We start from the raw sequence: 17173 nt of genomic DNA on the forward strand, positions 1-17173 counted from the left end.
GGCAAGCTCGACCGCAAGGCGCTGCCGATGCCTGAGGATGCGGCCTATGCGCGCGCGGCCTATGAGCCGCCGCGCGGCGAGACCGAGACCGCGCTGGCGACGATCTGGGCGGAGCTTCTCGGTGTGGCGCGGGTCGGACGCCACGACAGCTTCTTTGAGCTTGGCGGCCATTCGCTGCTGGCGGTGCAAGTGCTTGAGAAACTCCGGCGGCGGGGTTTGATCCTCGATCTTTCCGTGCATTTCACGAATCCTCGTCTCGATCAGTGCGCCGAGAAGGTGCGCCCCGCATCGAAGAACCATCGAAAATCTGCGAGCCAACTTATTCCACTTCGACTCGCGAACAGTCAGCCACTTATCCTCTGTCACGCTTGTGGCGGAGGGCTGAGCGTCTATGATGACCTCGTGCGGGCGCTGCCAGCTACACAGACCATCTACGGTATACATGCCCTAGAGTTCGGTCACGAACTCCTGAACGTAGGTTCGATTGACGAGATTGCCCAAGTCTATGCTCGGGCTATTGTTCCTGTGCTGCCGGACATGGCTTGTACGCTCGCCGGATGGTCTTTTGGCGGTATGCTCGCCCACGCCGTTGCTGGGATACTAATCTCTGCAAACGTGAGGGTCGATTTAGTGGCAGTGATCGATAGTGCCCATCCGTCGGCGCCAGAGACGCCTTCCACTCTCACCTTGGACCAGGAATGGTCTGAATTCCTTGCATTCATTGTCAACGAGGGAGGGTTGTTGCCTGAGCACGATGCAACCATGAAAATTCGACCGGGTGACTTCGCTACGCTCGCGAGCGCTGCTTTCGGTGCATGGAAAATCGGTGTACCGGCGCTTGAGGAAATCTTCCAAATGTTCATTCGCCATATTCGCGCGGGCAAACTATACGTGCCTAAGAAGGTTTCGGCGCTCTGCGTCTATTACACTGGGGACTCCGCTAGCGCAGCAACTCCATGGCACGCTGCTTTCGAGAGCGTCGTTGAAGGGCCCCCTCTTCCTGGCGACCATGGTTCCCTTCTGAAGCAGCCAAATGTGACCGTTCTTGCGGAGGACCTCTCACATCGCCTTCCCGGCGAGGCATTCGTTCGCCGTCCAACAAAAGCTTCAAAAGACGCACCTTTTCCAATAGATCAGGACCTGTAGTAGTGAAGTGGACCCCATCCGTGGGGCCCCGGGGACCAATCGCTTAGTTGGATTCTCGGCCTCTCCGATCTCCTGATATCACGCTGTGAACAGTACTGTCTGCTGCTGTTGTTGCGCCTGTGATGGTGTGGACGCCCCTCGATGGCATCGACGTACCAAAGTGAAGGGCGTTGAATCCAAAAGAGGAAGCGTCCGTGAACGAAGTTACAGCATTTTCCGGCCTGATTGAATCGCGAGGGATTCCCAAGGCGATGAGGATCTGATTCAAGCTTCGTGCTGGATCGGAGGCCAGCATGAATGGTAAAGGCGCTTTCGATTGATCTTCGTGACCGTTTGATTGCCGCACTGGCGAAGGGGATGTCGCACCGTCAGGCTGCGGAACGCTTTGGCTAAGCGCCACAAGATCCGTTGGTGCGCTCTTGAGTGGGATGTCGATGATGCCAGGCCGAAGCGGCAGGGCGGCGATCCACGCTCTCAGGACGGATCGAGGCGCATGCCACGCTATCCTGAGCATTATCGAGCAAGGATATCACGATCGCGGAGGTTCGAGCGAAACTGGCCGAGCAAGGTCTATCCTTCGGCATCGGCACACTCTGGCGCTTCTTCGATCGTCATCGGATCACGCTCAAAAAAGTCGGCGCGCGCCTCCGAACAGGAGTAAGCGTAAAACCAATGTCCCGCGATGAGCAATGAGAGTTGCGCGTCCTCAGCTTGATAGTGCGCAGAAGAGTCGGAGTGTGCTTAAATTTTGGGGCGCCGCTTAGTTCGTCGAGTTCCGCCAGAAGATTGTTCCGACATCGACGGCCCGCTGCGCTTTCTCCGGATCGACGTCAACGCCATGCGCGGCTTCATTCATGACGCGGAGAGAATCGAGAAACTGTTGCGTACTGGCGGGCGCGAGGCCGCGGCGCCGCAGCTCTCGAAGCATGATGCCGAGACCGGTCGGGGCGGCGGAGAAAAGCCGTTCGCGGTCGCAAAATCCCGCAGCGCGCGCTCGATCTCGATCCGCAGCCTGACGATGGACATGAGCGGAGATTCGCGAGCGAATTCTCGCTAACTCATCTTCAAGCTAGTTCCGATCGCATCTTTAGACAGGAGCGCCGGCAAGTCGGCGATCAGCCATCATGTCCAACGCCTACATCATCGAAGTTGAAAGCCATACCGCGGCATCGTCGCGAGGGACGAGCATGCTACCGCTTCTTTTCCTCAGATCGGATATCGACAGCCTCGAAGGCCGCGAGTTTCGCTCTCTGCGCACTGCCGAGTGTGCGGCGCGGGCGCTATTCCTAGTTAGGGCCAGGTGATCGGACCTGCGCGGAGGTTTGGCCCGTGGTAGCGGGGGAGGGACTGAAACCCCCGACTATCGTCAGCGCTTTCCCTCGTCGAATGCCGCTCCCCAGTTGAGGAACGGTGCACGGAAGGCGGGCAGGCGATCCCTGACCGCCGGGAATTCGCCGAACGGCTTGTGCGGCTCAGCTTGATACCAGAACGCCACCGAAGAGATGTCGTCCGCGCGGCGATTCGCATGGCCGTGCTCAATTGTGACTCGGATGTTTTTGCGGAGGATCACCGGGTCTTCGATGTGCCACCGATAAAGCGTCAGCGGTTTGAGCTCCAGTTCGGCCCGCCAGCGGCGATGATGCCATGATAGGGCGCGCTGTAGTCTTGAGTGGGGCACCAGGCCGTGTTGAAATAGTCTTCGGTGCCGGTGCCGTGCAGGGTGGGCGGCCAAGTATCGTTGGCGCCGGGGCTGAACCAGATCGTCTGTGCGCTACGGTTTTTCTACGGCGCGGCGAAGTCGCGGGACTTCGGATCGAAGACATCGACAGCGCCCGCGGCATCATCCAGGTGCCGCCACGGCAAGGGCGCGAAGGATCGCAACGTGATGCTGTCTGGGCATCCTGCGCATCTACCGGCGGCTCGCCCAGCCGCGGCTTTATCCGTTCCCTGGTCGTGACGAAGATCATCCGATCGATCAGACCGTGTTGCTTGCACGCCGCCTGTCGGTCGGGTTGCAGGACGGTCGGGTTGTCACGGAGATAGAACGTCTCGTCGCCGGTGGCGACCATCAAGACCCAATGCCGGCGAGTGATCTCGGCCGCCAGGATCTCGATTCCGTCGAGCGAAAGCGTAAATTTGCTCGCAAAGGCATTCCTATCTATTTTGACGGTGAGGCCCTATGCTCAGGCCCACCAAGGGGATGGACGCCACCCCCTCGCCGCCGCCGTCGCCCGCCCGCTGCGTTTCTGGTGAGGCGAGCGACGGCGGCTCCGAGGGGATGGCTCGGCCGGACCCCATGATCGATTTTGCAGAACTTGACGCACATAACTCGAGGCTCGAAGCTACGCGGGGCGTTGCCTAACGTTAATTGGGTTTGGCCGGTATCTCGGGCGATGGCGTGGCGCCTAGCTGCTCGGCTGATGAGGAAGTCGCGGCCGATGGCACGGTGGTCGACCGGGCTGCGCCCATTGGGGAGCGGCCGACGATAATGGTGAGCAGACCCTGGCCCCACAGCCGCTGTGCGGCCCTCTTGGCGTCCTCTAACGTCACTGCATCGACGACGGCGTTATGCTTTTTGACATAGTCGATCGGCAGCTTATCAAGCTGATGCTGCAGCAGCGTTCGCGCAAGCTTCGAGGATGTGTTGAGGGCCAGCATCTGTGAGCCCCTCAGGTAAGACTTTGCATCGTCGAGCTCCTGCTGGGTCGGTCCTTCCTCGGCGATTCGGCGCGCTTGCTTCTCGATCTGTTCGACCGTCTCGTCAGCGCGATCGGCGGGGGTGCCGCTATTGCCGACAAATATGGCGGAATGATCCATCCAGACCAAGCGCTCATGGACCGAATAGGCCAGCCCGCGCTTCTCGCGGACTTCGCGGAACAGCCGCGACGTCAGACCGGTGCTGCCGAGGATGTGGTTGACGACATAGGCCGCCATGAAATCGGGCTCGCTGCGGCGGACGCCGGGACCGCCGAAAGCCACAACGGTCTGGGGCACATCGAGCGGAATGAAGACGCGCTGCGGCGGTGTTGCTGCGACCACGTCGGGCACCGGCATCGACTCCGCCATGGCCGGCAGGCCGCCAAAAGTCCTGTCGAGCAATTTGCACAGGGCCTCTGGATCGACGTCGCCGACAACCGCGATCTTGAGCGTGTCTTTTGCCATCACGCGTCGGACATAGCCCTTGAGATCTGCGACGTCGATCTTTGGCACGCTCTCGATCGTGCCTCTGGCCTCCCGAGCATAAGGATGATCGTTAAAGGCGACTTCGAGGAATTTGCGATTGGCGAGGGACGAAGGATCGGTCGAGTCGCGCCGCAGGTTCGCAAGCATGCTGGCACGAATCCGTTCGACATCGGCCGCGTCGAACCGCGGCGAGGTTAGTGCCATCCGTAACAGGTCGAAGGCCTCGTCCCTGTTGTCTTCGAGCGTGAGCAAGGCACCGCGGAGGTGATCGCGGGTCGATCCAAAGCTCAGCTCAATGGCGCGACGGTCGAGCCGCTCATGAAAGGTCTGAGAATCTAGATCGCCGGAGCCTTCATCGAGTAGGCCAGAAACCATGTAGCCGACGCCGGGTTTATCGGTCGGGTCTTGGGTCGCGCCGCCGCCGAAAGCGTATTCCATCGCAATCAACGGGACAGTGGCGTCCTGCACGAACCAGGCTACTATACCGCAAGATGACACCAGGCGCTGGATCTTGGTCGCGGCACGCGTTCCGGTCGCGGAAAGCGAACGTGGCGAGGCGAGCATCGCGGTTGAGAGCGAGGCTCCGCCGACGAGGACCGCACGACGTGTGCAGGAGTAGGTCATGATCGCTTCTCCTCGTGGTTCCGCGTTGACCCTTTCATAAGATAGCCGGTCACGGAGCGTTTCTTGTCGAGCCATTTCCGAGCGGCCGCACGCACCTGGTGGGCGGTGACAGCGCGGATGCCGTCCTGCCAGCCTCGGATTTCGTCGATGCTGAGTCCAGTCGCGAGCCGAGCACCGTAGCAGGTCGCAAGCACTTCTTGGCTGTCCCGGGCATAGATTGCTCGCGCGATCAGCTGCGTCTTGACCCGCTCGAGATCCTCGGCGCGCGCGCAACTGTGCGCAATATCGACTATCACCTTGTCGATGGCGCACTCGATCTCCCCGAACCCGACGCCGGGTTTCGGGATCGCAGAAATCGTGAATTGCGAAGGGTCGAGCGAGATATAGTTGTAGAACGTCTCCGCCGTGATCGCGATCTGCTTGTCGACTACCAGCGCGCGATAAAGATGTGAGTTGGCGCCGCCACCCATCAATCCCGCGAGCACATCAAGCACTGGACTCTCGCCGGCGGCCGCGGGGTGAGCCGACGGCACGAGATAATAACGGCGCAAGGCTGGCCGCTCGACGCGGGGATCGGTCAGCGTCACGGTGCGCGGCGCGGCCGGCGTCGGCTCCTGCGGTCGCAGGCGTTCCGCGGGAATTGATGGTTGTGGGGGGATGTGGCCATAATTCTTCTCCACCATCGGGCGGATATCATTTGCGTCGACGTCGCCGGCGATGATCAGGATGGCGTTGTTCGGCGCGTAGAAACGCTTGTAGAAGGCGAGCGCGTCCTCGCGGTCGAGCTTTTCGATTTCCTGACGCCAGCCGATCACAGGGCGGCCGTAGGGATGGTTGAGGTAAAGCGCCGCCATCATCTGCTGGGCGAGCTGCGGACCCGGCCTGTTGGCGACGCAATTGAATTCCTCCAGCACGACGTCGCGCTCCGACAGCACGTTCTCCTCTTTGAGGATGAGACCGGTCATGCGGTCGGCTTCAAATTCCATCATCTTACCGAGCTGCTCGCGCGGCACGTGCTGGAAATAGCTGGTATGGTCGGTCCCGGTGAAGCTGCCCTGGTCGCCGCCGGCGCGCAGCACGGTCTGGGAGAATTCACCTGCGGGATGTTTGGATGTGCCCTTGAACATCAAGTGTTCGAGGAAATGCGCAAGCCCCGATTTGCCGGGTGGCTCGTCGGCGGAGCCGACCTTATACCAAATCATCTGAGTCACAACGGGCGTGCGATGATCCGCAATCACCACGACCTGCAGGCCGTTCTGAAGCGTGAAGCTGGCTGGTCGATCCGACGTGACCGTGTCCCGGGCAAGGACGCTCCCGTCTTCAGGAACGTACCGAAGGTTACCATCCGTGCTATCATACGTTTCGACCGCCAGTGCGGTGCGCGTCGTCAAATCGAAGGCACCAGCCGCAGTGCCTCCAATCTTGGCGGTTACCGAACTCAAGTTCTTCATCGCATCGCACTTTCGTTCCACAGAGAGCAACGTTCTGTGACAGACAATCCCGACAAAGCGGGGAGCCGCACACCGTTTGGCAAGCAGCGGAGCAAAGGCCGGGCCAACTGCCCGGCGGCCTGCGCACGGCCACGCTGCGCGCCAACTGGACGCAAAACAAAACGCGGGGCGCACGTTCTGGCCAAAGGTCAACAGTCGGCATGTCGTGAACACGACATTGCGCACGAAAGCGCACCATAACTTGGCGCCGACTGGCAGAATGGCAACTTGCAGCAAACGACAGACCGAGCGGCGATTACGACGCCGGCTCAACTTTCGCCCGGCTCGCTGTTACACGCATCAGGATGCGCATCCATCGAAAAGTCTGACGCACGGCGTCGTACCGACGGTCCAACTCGGGCGGGCAGTGAACGATTGCCTGTTCGTTGGAGCCAATCTCTGCGCAGCGGATGCCAGGGCATTGCAATCAACCTGGCTAATGGCTCACGTCTCCCTCTGCGCCGTGAGTGGCTTCGCAATATTTCTCATGATCGCGAGGCGGGAGTTGGCGAGCAGCTGCTTGGAGTGCACTCCGCCGAGATAGTGTAGGACGAAGATACCAGAATAACTTAGATTTCTCGGTAACGTGAATTAGGTTGTAGAGAATGGGCCGACTTCGCCAATGCGGTCGCGGATAACGTTGACAGCGTTCATCGAGTGAACCGCCTCGTCGGCAATCACCTCCCGCAATCAAGGAACGTGTTGTTCCCAAAGGCGTCGTAAAATGGCTTTTCTGCAGCATAGGCGCGGCAAGTGCACATCAAATGCGATCATAACCATCAGGGAGGATTCGTCTTTCAGATGTTCACCGATGGGACCAAATCAGGTGATCGAATGTCCAATCTCTCTCGAAGGTCCGTTTCGGATCCGTTAGCGACAGCTCGATGGTGCGGATGAATCCATCGGGCGTGGCACTCTTCGTCGGCCGCCCAGGCATTAAAGAAATGCCCCGGCGTCATCCGTAGCGATTAGTCCGACTGCGTCATAATTTTCACCGATTTCGACGTGAGATTGGCCTGATGCAACTTTCGGCGCGCCAGTAATCTCGATGTGCCGGACGGACGCGCACACGGGCAAAGCGCGAGGACAACCGTTCTGCCGTACGTACCCTCACGCCATGTGATCTTGTGCCAAGCATGTGATGGCAGGCCGATCGCAAGCTTCTTGGCCGAAATCGATCGGTGCGTAACCCTCCGGTGAGGCTTTCAATTACCCATAACTTTTGACCACTCGGTCTGATCCGCTGATCGGCGAGATCTTGAGTCGAAAGAATCGCTTGTGGTTCCTTGCTGAGCACCTGATTCGCGAGGGGGTGCTCTATGGGGCTGACATTAAAGGATCGATCGGCAAAAGGCTGCGTGCCATCCTTGGAAGGTGAATGTTGGATTGATCGAGAGATTGGTGAGTGCGAGTTTAGGGACGCGCGGCTCGGCGACAGATGGCGCTGGCAATAGTCTGACTCTTGCCCGGGCCGGGCGGGTCGAACAGTACATAGTCCGCGCCGCGCTGGGCGGCGACGACGGCAGCGATCTGCGAGGAATCGGCCGAGAGCGGCGCGAACAGTTCGATCGGATCGATGATCTCGTCGCTGGTTCGCGCATCGATGAAGCTCGCCCCGGACCCATCGTAGCTGTGGGTCGGGGTATCGATCAGGTGACGCACGACGGCATTGCGCTTGAGCAAATCTGCGCGGTCGACGAGATCCTTCCATATCAGGTACTTGGTGAAGGATAGCGTCGCGAACGTGACCAGCTCGGTGACTTCCCAGCCCTTGATGCTCTTGATGTGGCGGCGGACACCTTCGAGCTGGGCAGGCGGATCGGCTCATTCTGAAATGAGGGGTTTGAGTTGCGCCGGTGCTCTCCGACTTGTCGGCCGGACCCAATTCGCAGGCTGCTGAAATACGAGCTGAAGAAGTTCGGCGGAAGCTGATCTGGATGATCGGGCTTGCAACGATGCTCATGGGCCTGTTCGCCTTACTGTTGGGTTGCCGCATCGCCAAAACAGTCGCTTCGATAACGCGCCAGCTCGGCGACGGCCGGTTCGATGTGGTTCTGCCGGGTAGGGGTTCCAAGAAATAGCCTCCACGTTAGACGGTACCGAGTCTGACGTCCTTCGTAGGCGGGAGCTTCTCCTTCAACTGCACGATCAACATGTTGCCTCAGGCAATTTTAAGCGTGTCGCCGCCGATCTCGCGGTTGCAAGGGCAGAGCTCATGAGTCTGTATCGCATCCAGAACGCGTAGCGTGTCCTTTGGGCTCCGGCCGACATTGAGGCTTGTCGCATAGACATGCTGGATCGTGTTCTCAGGATCGACGATGAAGGTGTAGCGATGCGCGATGCCATCACGCGAGCGCACTCCAAGGCCATCGACCAGTGCGCCCTTGGTGTCGGCAAACTGCCAGATCGATAGACGGTGCAGGTCCTTGTGCTCACGCCGCCAGGCGAGCTTGCAGAACTCGTTATCGGTGGAGCCACCAAGCACGATTGCATCGCGATCGGCGAAATCCTTGGACAGGCGGGCAAACTCAGCGATTTCGGTTGGGCAGACGAATGTGAAATCCTTCGGGTAAAAGAAGATGACTTTCCATTTGCCGGGGAAACTCCTCTCAGTCAGCGTCTCGAAGGCGCTCTGCCCGTTCTCCTCTTGCAGGTGAAAGCCGGGCTTCACGCCTGTGATGTCGAACGGCGGCAACTTACTTCCAATTCCAGACATATTGTCCTCACAACATCGCGTCACGCGGAAACTGCGTTCCGCGACTAGCAAAGCAAGCGATATGCCACCCGATCTGATGGCAAGTACCCACCATGCCGGTCATGAAACATTCGCCTTTGATGATGGCGGTGTCCTCGAACCCGATCTGCACCGTGTGGTCTCCTCAATCGTCCCGGGCTAAGGCCCGGCATTCCGCGTTCCGCGCTCTTTCGGCCGGCGCTCGTAGTGGAATCCACGCGCCGGGGCTTTGTCCGGTTTCTGTCAAAGCCCTTGCCGCTGTCGGGTCCGCCACGGCATCTGGTTTCGCACGTCGCGCTGTTAGTCGAGTGTGATCAGGCGCTTAACGCAGGTGCGAACGAAATGGCACGCCAGTTGCTAAATGGATGCAGCAACAACGAGTGAGGGCTGAGGGCACGCCGACGCCGATGGCGAGCGATGGCCTCCTTCCCGAAACCCGTGTGCCTACGTTTCTGAGAGAGAAACAGCCTCGCGCGTTCGGCGCGAAAAAAAATTGGCAATCGCTTGATGGAGAGCAACATGTCTTCGCTGAGACAAATCGCGTTTTATGGCAAGGGTGGCATCGGCAAATCGACAACGTCGCAAAATACGCTGGCGGCCCTTGCTGAGCTGGGCCAAAGGATTCTGATCGTTGGCTGTGATCCCAAAGCGGACTCGACTCGCCTCATCCTGCACGCCAAAGCGCAGGACACCATTCTGAGCCTCGCGGCGAACGCCGGCAGCGTCGAGGACCTCGAAATCGAGGACGTCATCAAACTCGGCTACAAGGACATTCGATGCGTCGAGTCCGGCGGTCCGGAGCCGGGGGTGGGGTGCGCCGGAAGAGGCGTGATCACCTCCATCAACTTTCTGGAGGAGAATGGCGCCTATGAAGACATCGACTACGTCTCTTACGACGTGCTCGGCGACGTCGTCTGCGGCGGCTTCGCGATGCCTATCCGCGAGAATAAGGCACAGGAAATCTACATCGTGATGTCCGGCGAGATGATGGCGATGTATGCCGCCAACAACATCTCCAAGGGTATTCTGAAGTATGCGAATTCCGGCGGCGTGCGCCTCGGCGGCCTGATCTGCAACGAGCGGCAGACCGACAAGGAGCTGGAGCTTGCAGATGCTCTTGCCAAGAAGCTCGGCAGCCGGCTGATCTACTTCGTGCCGCGCGACAATGTCGTGCAGCATGCGGAGCTGCGCCGCATGACGGTGCTGGAATACGCGCCAGAGTCCAAGCAGGCGGATCACTATCGCAATCTCGCGACCAAGATCCACAATAATGCTGGCCAAGGCGCTATCCCGACGCCAATCAGCATGGACGAGCTCGAGGATATGCTCATGGAGCACGGCATCATCAAGCCTGTCGACGAGAGCCTGGTCGGCAAGACCGCCGCCGAGCTCGCCGCTGTTTCGGCATAGTTCATGTTGTCGGCCTTCTCGACCGGGGAAGGCCGACATCGTCCACTCAGAAGCTGGGCGACCTTCATGATTGGCACACAAGGAAAATTGGCCGATACGATGTCACCTGCTGTATCGGCAGCTCACGTCGCCGAGCAGCGCGATGCGAGTGAGCTCTACGGCCTTCTGACCGGGCGCCATCCAACAGAAGCCGACATCAGCGACAATGACGATTTCGATCGCCATGTGCTCGCTTGCATTCTCGCCGCATCCGCTATGGATGGCGGCCAACTTCCCGAACGGGCTGGCTTGACCAACCAGGAGCTCAATGCTCTCTTGGTGCAATACTTCCCATCCACCCCGATCAGGAGCTGTACCTGGCGCGAACAGTCCGCGTTACCGGCTCCTGACGAGACAATTATGGTGCGCGACCTCCTGCTTGCGCAACGTTCCACCCATGGCGAGGTCGGCAGCTGGTTGGCGACGATGATCGCGCGCCGCGCCATGGAACCTAATCACTTATGGGAAGATCTCGGTCTGCGGAAGCGGGACGAATTGTCCCGTCTCCTGATGCGCCATTTCGGGCCGCTGGCGGCTCGCAACACAAAGAACATGCGCTGGAAGCGCTTTTTCTATCGCATGCTATGCGAAGATGACGGCCTGGTGACGTGTACCACGCCGGTCTGCACGGAATGCAATGATTTTGATCTTTGCTTCGGTAAGGAGAGCGGGATGGCCGGACGCCGGCGGGATCATCTGCGTCGTCTCGATGACTCCGTCCAAGCCATCCCAAGTTCGCAAGACTGAATTCATCATGGATGCCCCCTCCTCGGCGCCATTCCCGGTATATCGGAGGAGCTTTCGGTCAGCTGTCACATGAGGAGACTGAGGGCTTGAAAAGACACCGGGGTAAACGATTGCGCGCAGCCGGCCCGACGCGACTGCGCCTGATGATCGCGGGTTGATATTTGGCGGAGGCGACCGTCACATTTACCGCTGAGATGTTCTACGTTGACGCGCGATCGAGGCCAACATCCATCTCTCGATCGCGCCCACTGAATTTGTTTGCGGACGCCGACCTGTGGTTGGACTGAACCCGACGGCTCGCACCCGCCTTCCCGAAGTGCTGCAGCTTGAGGTGAGGCCCCAACCGTTGCCCGACTAGGAAGCTTCCAAGCTAGGCCCTGCGTTCAACTCGGTCGCAAGTGCACCGAACCTGGCGCTCCGCCGCTTCCACCCTGTCGGATTTGCGACACACCCGAGTCATCTAAAATTCGACGTCATTCAGAGGTTCTTGAGAATTCGAACGGGTTGGCACGGCAGTTGCTGAAGAGCTTCCGGAATAAACATACGGAGCCGCTGATGGCGTTCGCTGCCGCTAGGACCATCCCCGACGTTCATCGGTCGAAATCCATAGTCCTCAATGACACTACGTTGCGCGACGGCGAACAGACGCCTGGCGTGGCCTTCACGACAACGGAAAAGGTCTCGATCGCGCGTGCGCTGGCGGGGGCCGGGATCACGGAGATCGAGGCCGGCACGCCGGCCATGGGTCAGGAAGAGATTACCGCGATCCGAGCGATCGCCGAAGCGGGCGTTGCGGCCACGATCATCGGCTGGTGCCGGATGAAACTCGCGGACGTCGATGCGGCGATCGAGGCCGGTGTTTCGATGGTCAACCTATCGATCCCATCGTCCGACGTGCAGATTGCGGCGAAACTGGGTGGCGGCCGTTTGGCCGCGCTGGAGCGGGTGAAGCGCGTCGTTGGCTATGCTCGCGACAAGCGACTGGATGTCGCAGTGGGGGGCGAAGACTCTTCGCGCGCCGATGTCAACTTCCTGATCGACCTGATCGCAACCGCCAAGGCGGCCGGCGCCCGGCGCTTTCGTGTCGCGCATACGCTGAGCGTGCTCGATCCCGACGCGTCCTTCGCGCTCATGGCGGCACTGCGCGCCGGCACCGATCTCGAACTCGAATTCCACGGCCATGACGATCTTGGGCTGGCGACGGCTAATACGCTGGCGGCGATCAAGGCTGGTGCAACCCACGCCTCTGTGACGGTCATTGGCCGGTGCGAGCGAGCCGGCAATGCGCCGCTGGAGGAAGTTGCCGTCGCACTCAGTCAGCTCTGCGGCCGTGATACCGGCGTGCTGCTATCCGAACTGGAGAAAGTCGCGGCCGCCGTTGCAGCCGCAGCGTCCCGCACCATTCCGCTCAACAAGGCGATTGTCGGCGAGCATGTCTTCACCCATGAATCCGGCATCCACGTCGATGGGCTGTTAAAAGACCGGCGCACCTACCAAGCGCTGGACCCGCGATTGCTTGGCCGCTCCCACCGCATTGTGATCGGCAAGCATTCAGGGCTTGCCGCGATCACTTCACTTCGCTGTTGTCCGAGTTGCAGCTGTCGGTCACCGCCGAGCAAACGGAGACCATCCTCGCGCGCGTCCGCAAGCACGCCATCGAGCACAAAGGCCCGGTTGCCCAGGAAACGGTGGTGGCGATCTGGCGCGACATTCACGAGGGCTCGCTCGTCAACGGCGGGTGATCGGTTGGTCAGCCATGCGCGTCGCGCGATCAGGTTGAAACATTCGGTCTGGATGGTTTCCGGGCGCGGATCTAGATGGAGGTTGAGAATGACGACGGACGGCATCCTTTCGCAATTGAACAAGGCCTCGGCGGCAGAGGAGTTTTTTGCACTCCTCGGCGTCGAGTACGACGCGAAAATCATCAACGTGGCGCGGCTTCATATCCTGCGTCGCATGGGGCAATATCTCGCGGGCGAGGAGTTGACCGGTGCATCCGATCCTGACATTGCCTTGCGTTGCAAGGCTACGCTTGAGCGCGCCTATGCCGACTTCGTCACGTCCTCACCGATCGAACAGCGCGTGTTCAAGGTCCTGAAGGATGCGGCAGCGCCACAACCGAACAAGCATCCAGCATTGGTCCAGCTCGGCTCCTTGGAGTGAATTGAGTTTATATCTCGTGCTCCGGACCGTGAAGGTTCGGATAACCTGACAGCCACCCAGGGCTTCGAATTCAAACGGAAGTTGCAGTGGCCTCGCGGATCCGCAGCTTCAACACTCACTCGGCTCTCCTTAAGGGCCAATCACGACCGAGCCCTGGTATGTCCATCCTTTCAAGCTGGTGCCCATGGCGCACCTATCTCCTGCAATGGTACGCCGGCAGCGGGAAGCGCACATTTGGCGAGGAAAGCGCACCAGATTCGGATGACTGTCTTCTGTCGCATTCCGAACACGCCTCGGCACGGTTATCGAATGTTCCGATCGTCATGAGAGGCTGCCAACCCGAGTTCCTTCAGTAAGAGTCTGTATTGGCGCTCAATTTTAATCGCCTGCGCAATTGGTACGACAATTGCTGACAGATGCTCAGCTAATCTGGAGAAGCGCATGCACATCTTGGTCCGCATCGATTTTGTTTTTGACGCCGCGCAGGTTCGCGCGCGCTGCCTGTCGGCACCATGATGCGTCGCGACGCCAAAGCGATGGTCGCATATTCCGACCTGGCTGAGCTGAAAGCTGCGCTTGATCCGCGCCAAAGGTTCGTCGACGAAATCACCCCCGTTGACCGATCCATGGCCGAGGTTTCGCGGGGGCAGTCCTTGCTCTCCAGCGCCGGTCGCGCGGCGCCGTTGACGGGCGGCTTGACCGCCGGCCCTCGTGCCCGCGCCAAGAATTGCCGGCGTGTCGCTGCCATCGGCAGGATTGCGAGGGCATTCGGAGCAATGGATCGCGTTTCCCCGGCATGCACGCGACCGACGACGATACCAGCCGAGCCTCTGGCAGGCCTCGACCTGTTCCAGCTCGGTTGCACCTCGAAGATGAGGGGGACCAATCAATCGGCTCGCGTGACCGGCGCGATGGGTTCCTTACCAGTGCCCGTTGCCAAATGGTGGCCCAAAATGCCGAACCCGCAAGGAACCCGAAGCCCGTGCTCCGGGCTCGTCGAGAAAAGTACCAGCAATGGGTGTCTCGGCCCTGCGCTGCTGCCAGGTGGTGCTGACACAATGGCGACGGGCACCCGGCTCAACTTTTAACTGAAGCAATCTTCAAGCGCGAATTCAAAGCTGGAGGCGGAGCACGCTCCGCTGGCGAGCCGCTACTGAACACGAATGGGAGTACAGATGATGAGCACCGCACCCAAAAGCGCAGCTCCGGCCGCGGGTGGTGGTCGCGCGGCGACCAAGAGGGAGCTGCCTGAACGATTTAAGGCGTATAGGCACGTCTGGGTCTTCATCGAGCAGGAACGCGGGGTTGTGCACCCCGTCTCCTGGGAGCTGATGGGTGCCGGCCGCCGGCTCGCCGACAAGCTCAACGTTGACCTCGCCGCGGTTGTCATCGGCCCGGTCGGGGAGACGACACAGCAGGCGGTCGCCGAATCCTTCTGCTACGGCGCCGACCTCGCCTATATCGTCGCGGACAATCTGTTGGCCGATTATCGCAACGAATCCTATACCAAGGCGCTCTCCGAGCTGGTCAACACTTACAAGCCGGAAATCCTACTCCTAGGCGCAACTACACTCGGCCGCGATCTCGCCGGCTCAGTCGCCACCACACTGCTCACCGGCCTAACTGCCGACTGCACCGAGCTCGATGTCGATGCCGACGGCTCGCTTGCGGCGACCCGGCCGACGTTTGGCGGCTCGCTGTTGTGCACGATCTACACACTCAACTATCGTCCACAGATGGCCACCGTCCGTCCGCGCGTGATGCCTATGCCCGAGCGCGTGACGGGCGCCGTCTGGCGCGTCATCTCGCATCCGCTCGGGCTTGTTGAAGAAGATATCGTCACAAAAGTCCTCTCGTTCCTGCCGGACCGCGATTCTACAAAGTCCAACCTTGCCTATGCCGACGTGGTCGTCGCTGGAGGGCTCGGTCTGGGATCGCCTGAGAACTTCCAACTGGTACAGCAGCTCGCCGACGTACTTGGCGCCGAATACGGCTGCTCTCGGCCGCTAGTCCAGAAGGGCTGGGTCACCTCGGACCGCCAAATCGGCCAGACCGGGAAAACCATTCGGCCAAAGCTCTATATCGCGGCCGGCATTTCCGGCGCGATCCAGCATCGCGTCGGCGTGGAGGGGAGTGACCTCGTCGTCGCCATCAACACCGACAAAAACGCGCCGATCTTCGACTTCGCCCATATCGGCATCGTTACCGATGCCATTCGGCTGTTACCAGCGTTGACCTCTGCATTCCGCGCGCAGCTGTCGCCCCACTCGCACGACCGCATCGCCGGCTAGAGGAGCTTGTTATGATCGAGGAAAGATTCGACGCGATCGTCGTCGGTGCTGGCATGGGCGGGAATGCGGCGGCGCTTACCATGGCCGAGCGGGGCCTGAAAGTGCTGCAGCTGGAGCGCGGCGAGTATTCGGGGTCGAAGAACGTGCAAGGCGCCATCCTTTATGCCGATATGCTGGAGAAGCTGATCCCTAATTTCCGAGAAGATGCACCGCTTGAGCGACATCTGGTCGAGCAACGCTTCTGGATCGTGGACGAGTGTTCGCACACGGGGCTTCACTATCGCTCCGATGATTTCAACGAGGAGAAGCCGAACCGCTACACCATCATCCGCGCCCAGTTCGATAAATGGTTCTCGGAGAAGGTCCGCGAGGCGGGCGCTACGGTGCTGTGCGAGACCACGGTGACCGAGCTCCTCCAGGATTCCCATGGGAGGGTCGTTGGGGTGCGCACAGACCGCAATGGGGGCGAAATCCATGCAGATGTGGTCGTGTTGGCCGAGGGGGTGAACGGAGTGCTCGGGACGCGGGCGGGCTTAAGAGGGCGGCCGGAACCGGATAAGGTGGCACTCGCGGTCAAGGAGATGCATTTCCTGTCGCGCGAGACAATCGATGCTCGCTTCAATCTCAAAGGCGACGAGGGGCTCGTCATCGAAGCCGCCGGAACCATCTCCCGCGGAATGACCGGTATGGGCTTCATCTATTCCAACAAGGAATGCATCTCGCTCGGTATTGGCTGTCTTGTTGCCGACTTCCAGCGTACCGGCGAGACGCCTTACGGCCTGCTCGAGGGCTTCAAGCGTCACCCCTCCGTCGCGCCGCTCATCGAGGGTTCGGAAGTAAAGGAATATTCCGCGCACTTGATCCCCGAAGGTGGGTACAAGGCCATCCCGCAGCTTTGTGGTGAGGGCTGGGTCGTTGTCGGAGACGCCGCCCAGCTCAACAACGCTATCCATCGCGAGGGGTCCAATCTTGCGATGACGTCGGGGCGTATCGCCGCGGAAGCGATCTGCCTTATCAAATCGCGAAAAGATCCGATGACGGCCAAAAACCTTTCACTTTACAAGAAGCTTCTGAATGATTCCTTCGTGATCAAGGACCTGAAGAAGTATAAGGATATGCCGGCACTCTTGCATACCCACTCGCAGAACTTCTTTCTCACATATCCGCAGCTCTTCTCCAAGGCGATGCAGGATTACGTGCGCGTCGACGGCACACCAAAGCTCGAGAGAGAGAAGCTGATGCTCAACTCGTTCATCAAAGCGCGCTCGTGGAGTGGATTGTTCAGCGATGCCCTCCGCATTGCCCGAGCCTGGCGCTGATCACAAAGCAAAGACAACGACGAACGA

16 protein-coding genes and 3 pseudogenes are annotated in these 17173 nt (G+C 60.0%); 10 read left to right on the forward strand and 9 right to left on the reverse strand.

Annotated features, from left to right (window positions below; all coding sequences use genetic code 11):
- From FXV83_RS35170 to FXV83_RS35175, 3 genes and pseudogenes are all read left to right on the forward strand, one after another.
- Positions 1 to 1146: thioesterase domain-containing protein (locus FXV83_RS35170; protein WP_235940414.1), on the forward strand; the 1146-nt coding region annotated here is incomplete at its 5' end.
- Positions 1147 to 1443: 297 nt separating this feature from the next.
- Positions 1444 to 1779, forward strand: a pseudogene (locus FXV83_RS44475) (IS630 family transposase); the annotation flags it as partial.
- A gap of 205 nt (positions 1780 to 1984) precedes the next feature.
- Complete coding sequence (locus FXV83_RS35175) at positions 1985 to 2203, forward strand: hypothetical protein (RefSeq protein ID WP_148744138.1); 219 nt, start codon at positions 1985 to 1987, stop codon at positions 2201 to 2203.
- 309 nt (positions 2204 to 2512) lie between these two features.
- Here the strand turns inward: FXV83_RS35175 and FXV83_RS44995 are convergent, their stop codons facing one another.
- The 6 genes and pseudogenes from FXV83_RS44995 to FXV83_RS35215 form a co-directional block, all read right to left on the reverse strand.
- Positions 2513 to 2716: a DUF2961 domain-containing protein gene (locus tag FXV83_RS44995; RefSeq protein WP_275198848.1), complete on the reverse strand. Its 204-nt coding sequence runs from the start codon at positions 2714 to 2716 to the stop codon at positions 2513 to 2515.
- 29 nt (positions 2717 to 2745) lie between these two features.
- Entirely contained in the window at positions 2746 to 2907 is a 162-nt protein-coding gene (locus FXV83_RS45000; protein ID WP_342760674.1) for a DUF2961 domain-containing protein, read from the reverse strand.
- A gap of 603 nt (positions 2908 to 3510) precedes the next feature.
- The gene (locus FXV83_RS35195; protein WP_430648965.1) at positions 3511 to 4953 is read right to left on the reverse strand and encodes a M16 family metallopeptidase; all 1443 of its coding nucleotides are present in this window, start codon (positions 4951 to 4953) and stop codon (positions 3511 to 3513) included.
- The gene (locus tag FXV83_RS35200) at positions 4950 to 6404 is read right to left on the reverse strand and encodes a M16 family metallopeptidase (protein WP_148744140.1); all 1455 of its coding nucleotides are present in this window, start codon (positions 6402 to 6404) and stop codon (positions 4950 to 4952) included. The genes FXV83_RS35195 and FXV83_RS35200 overlap by 4 nt, the downstream gene beginning before the upstream one ends.
- A 1066-nt stretch (positions 6405 to 7470) precedes the next feature.
- A pseudogene (locus FXV83_RS44480) lies at positions 7471 to 7627 on the reverse strand (IS701 family transposase); the annotation flags it as partial.
- Between the two features lie 229 nt (positions 7628 to 7856).
- The gene (locus FXV83_RS35215) at positions 7857 to 8126 is read right to left on the reverse strand and encodes a DEAD/DEAH box helicase family protein (protein WP_148744141.1); all 270 of its coding nucleotides are present in this window, start codon (positions 8124 to 8126) and stop codon (positions 7857 to 7859) included.
- Positions 8127 to 8299: 173 nt separating this feature from the next.
- Between FXV83_RS35215 and FXV83_RS35220 the strand changes: the two genes are divergently transcribed.
- Complete coding sequence (locus FXV83_RS35220; protein ID WP_148744142.1) at positions 8300 to 8524, forward strand: hypothetical protein; 225 nt, start codon at positions 8300 to 8302, stop codon at positions 8522 to 8524.
- Between the two features lie 80 nt (positions 8525 to 8604).
- Here the strand turns inward: FXV83_RS35220 and FXV83_RS35225 are convergent, their stop codons facing one another.
- Together FXV83_RS35225 and FXV83_RS43230 are read right to left on the reverse strand one after the other, a co-directional pair.
- On the reverse strand, positions 8605 to 9159 hold the full coding sequence (locus tag FXV83_RS35225; protein WP_148744143.1) for a peroxiredoxin: 555 nt from the start codon (positions 9157 to 9159) through the stop codon (positions 8605 to 8607).
- Between the two features lie 7 nt (positions 9160 to 9166).
- On the reverse strand, positions 9167 to 9310 hold the full coding sequence (locus tag FXV83_RS43230) for a hypothetical protein (RefSeq protein ID WP_187436387.1): 144 nt from the start codon (positions 9308 to 9310) through the stop codon (positions 9167 to 9169).
- Positions 9311 to 9696: 386 nt separating this feature from the next.
- On the opposite strand from FXV83_RS43230, the gene nifH reads away from it, so the two are divergent.
- The 4 genes and pseudogenes from nifH (at position 9697) to nifW (ending at position 13536) form a co-directional block, all read left to right on the forward strand.
- The gene (gene nifH, locus FXV83_RS35230) at positions 9697 to 10587 is read left to right on the forward strand and encodes a nitrogenase iron protein (protein ID WP_026233535.1); all 891 of its coding nucleotides are present in this window, start codon (positions 9697 to 9699) and stop codon (positions 10585 to 10587) included.
- Between the two features lie 66 nt (positions 10588 to 10653).
- The gene (locus FXV83_RS35235) at positions 10654 to 11373 is read left to right on the forward strand and encodes a nitrogen fixation protein NifQ (RefSeq protein ID WP_148744144.1); all 720 of its coding nucleotides are present in this window, start codon (positions 10654 to 10656) and stop codon (positions 11371 to 11373) included.
- A 555-nt stretch (positions 11374 to 11928) separates the two neighbouring features.
- Positions 11929 to 13115: pseudogene (gene nifV / locus FXV83_RS35240) on the forward strand (homocitrate synthase).
- Positions 13048 to 13536: a nitrogenase stabilizing/protective protein NifW gene (gene nifW / locus FXV83_RS35245; protein WP_430648966.1), complete on the forward strand. Its 489-nt coding sequence runs from the start codon at positions 13048 to 13050 to the stop codon at positions 13534 to 13536. The pseudogene nifV and the gene nifW overlap by 68 nt, the downstream one beginning before the upstream one ends.
- A 302-nt stretch (positions 13537 to 13838) precedes the next feature.
- Here the strand turns inward: nifW and FXV83_RS35250 are convergent, their stop codons facing one another.
- Complete coding sequence (locus tag FXV83_RS35250; protein ID WP_148744146.1) at positions 13839 to 14426, reverse strand: hypothetical protein; 588 nt, start codon at positions 14424 to 14426, stop codon at positions 13839 to 13841.
- A 285-nt stretch (positions 14427 to 14711) separates the two neighbouring features.
- Here FXV83_RS35250 and FXV83_RS35255 point away from each other — a divergent pair, with 285 nt between their 5' ends.
- The gene (locus tag FXV83_RS35255) at positions 14712 to 15827 is read left to right on the forward strand and encodes an electron transfer flavoprotein subunit alpha/FixB family protein (RefSeq protein ID WP_430648967.1); all 1116 of its coding nucleotides are present in this window, start codon (positions 14712 to 14714) and stop codon (positions 15825 to 15827) included.
- 11 nt (positions 15828 to 15838) lie between these two features.
- Complete coding sequence (locus FXV83_RS35260; RefSeq protein ID WP_148744148.1) at positions 15839 to 17146, forward strand: FAD-binding protein; 1308 nt, start codon at positions 15839 to 15841, stop codon at positions 17144 to 17146.
- Positions 17147 to 17173: the final 27 nt, after the last annotated feature.

Origin of the sequence: Bradyrhizobium hipponense (assembly GCF_008123965.1) — a bacterium.
Classification (GTDB): Bacteria; Pseudomonadota; Alphaproteobacteria; order Rhizobiales; family Xanthobacteraceae; genus Bradyrhizobium; species Bradyrhizobium hipponense.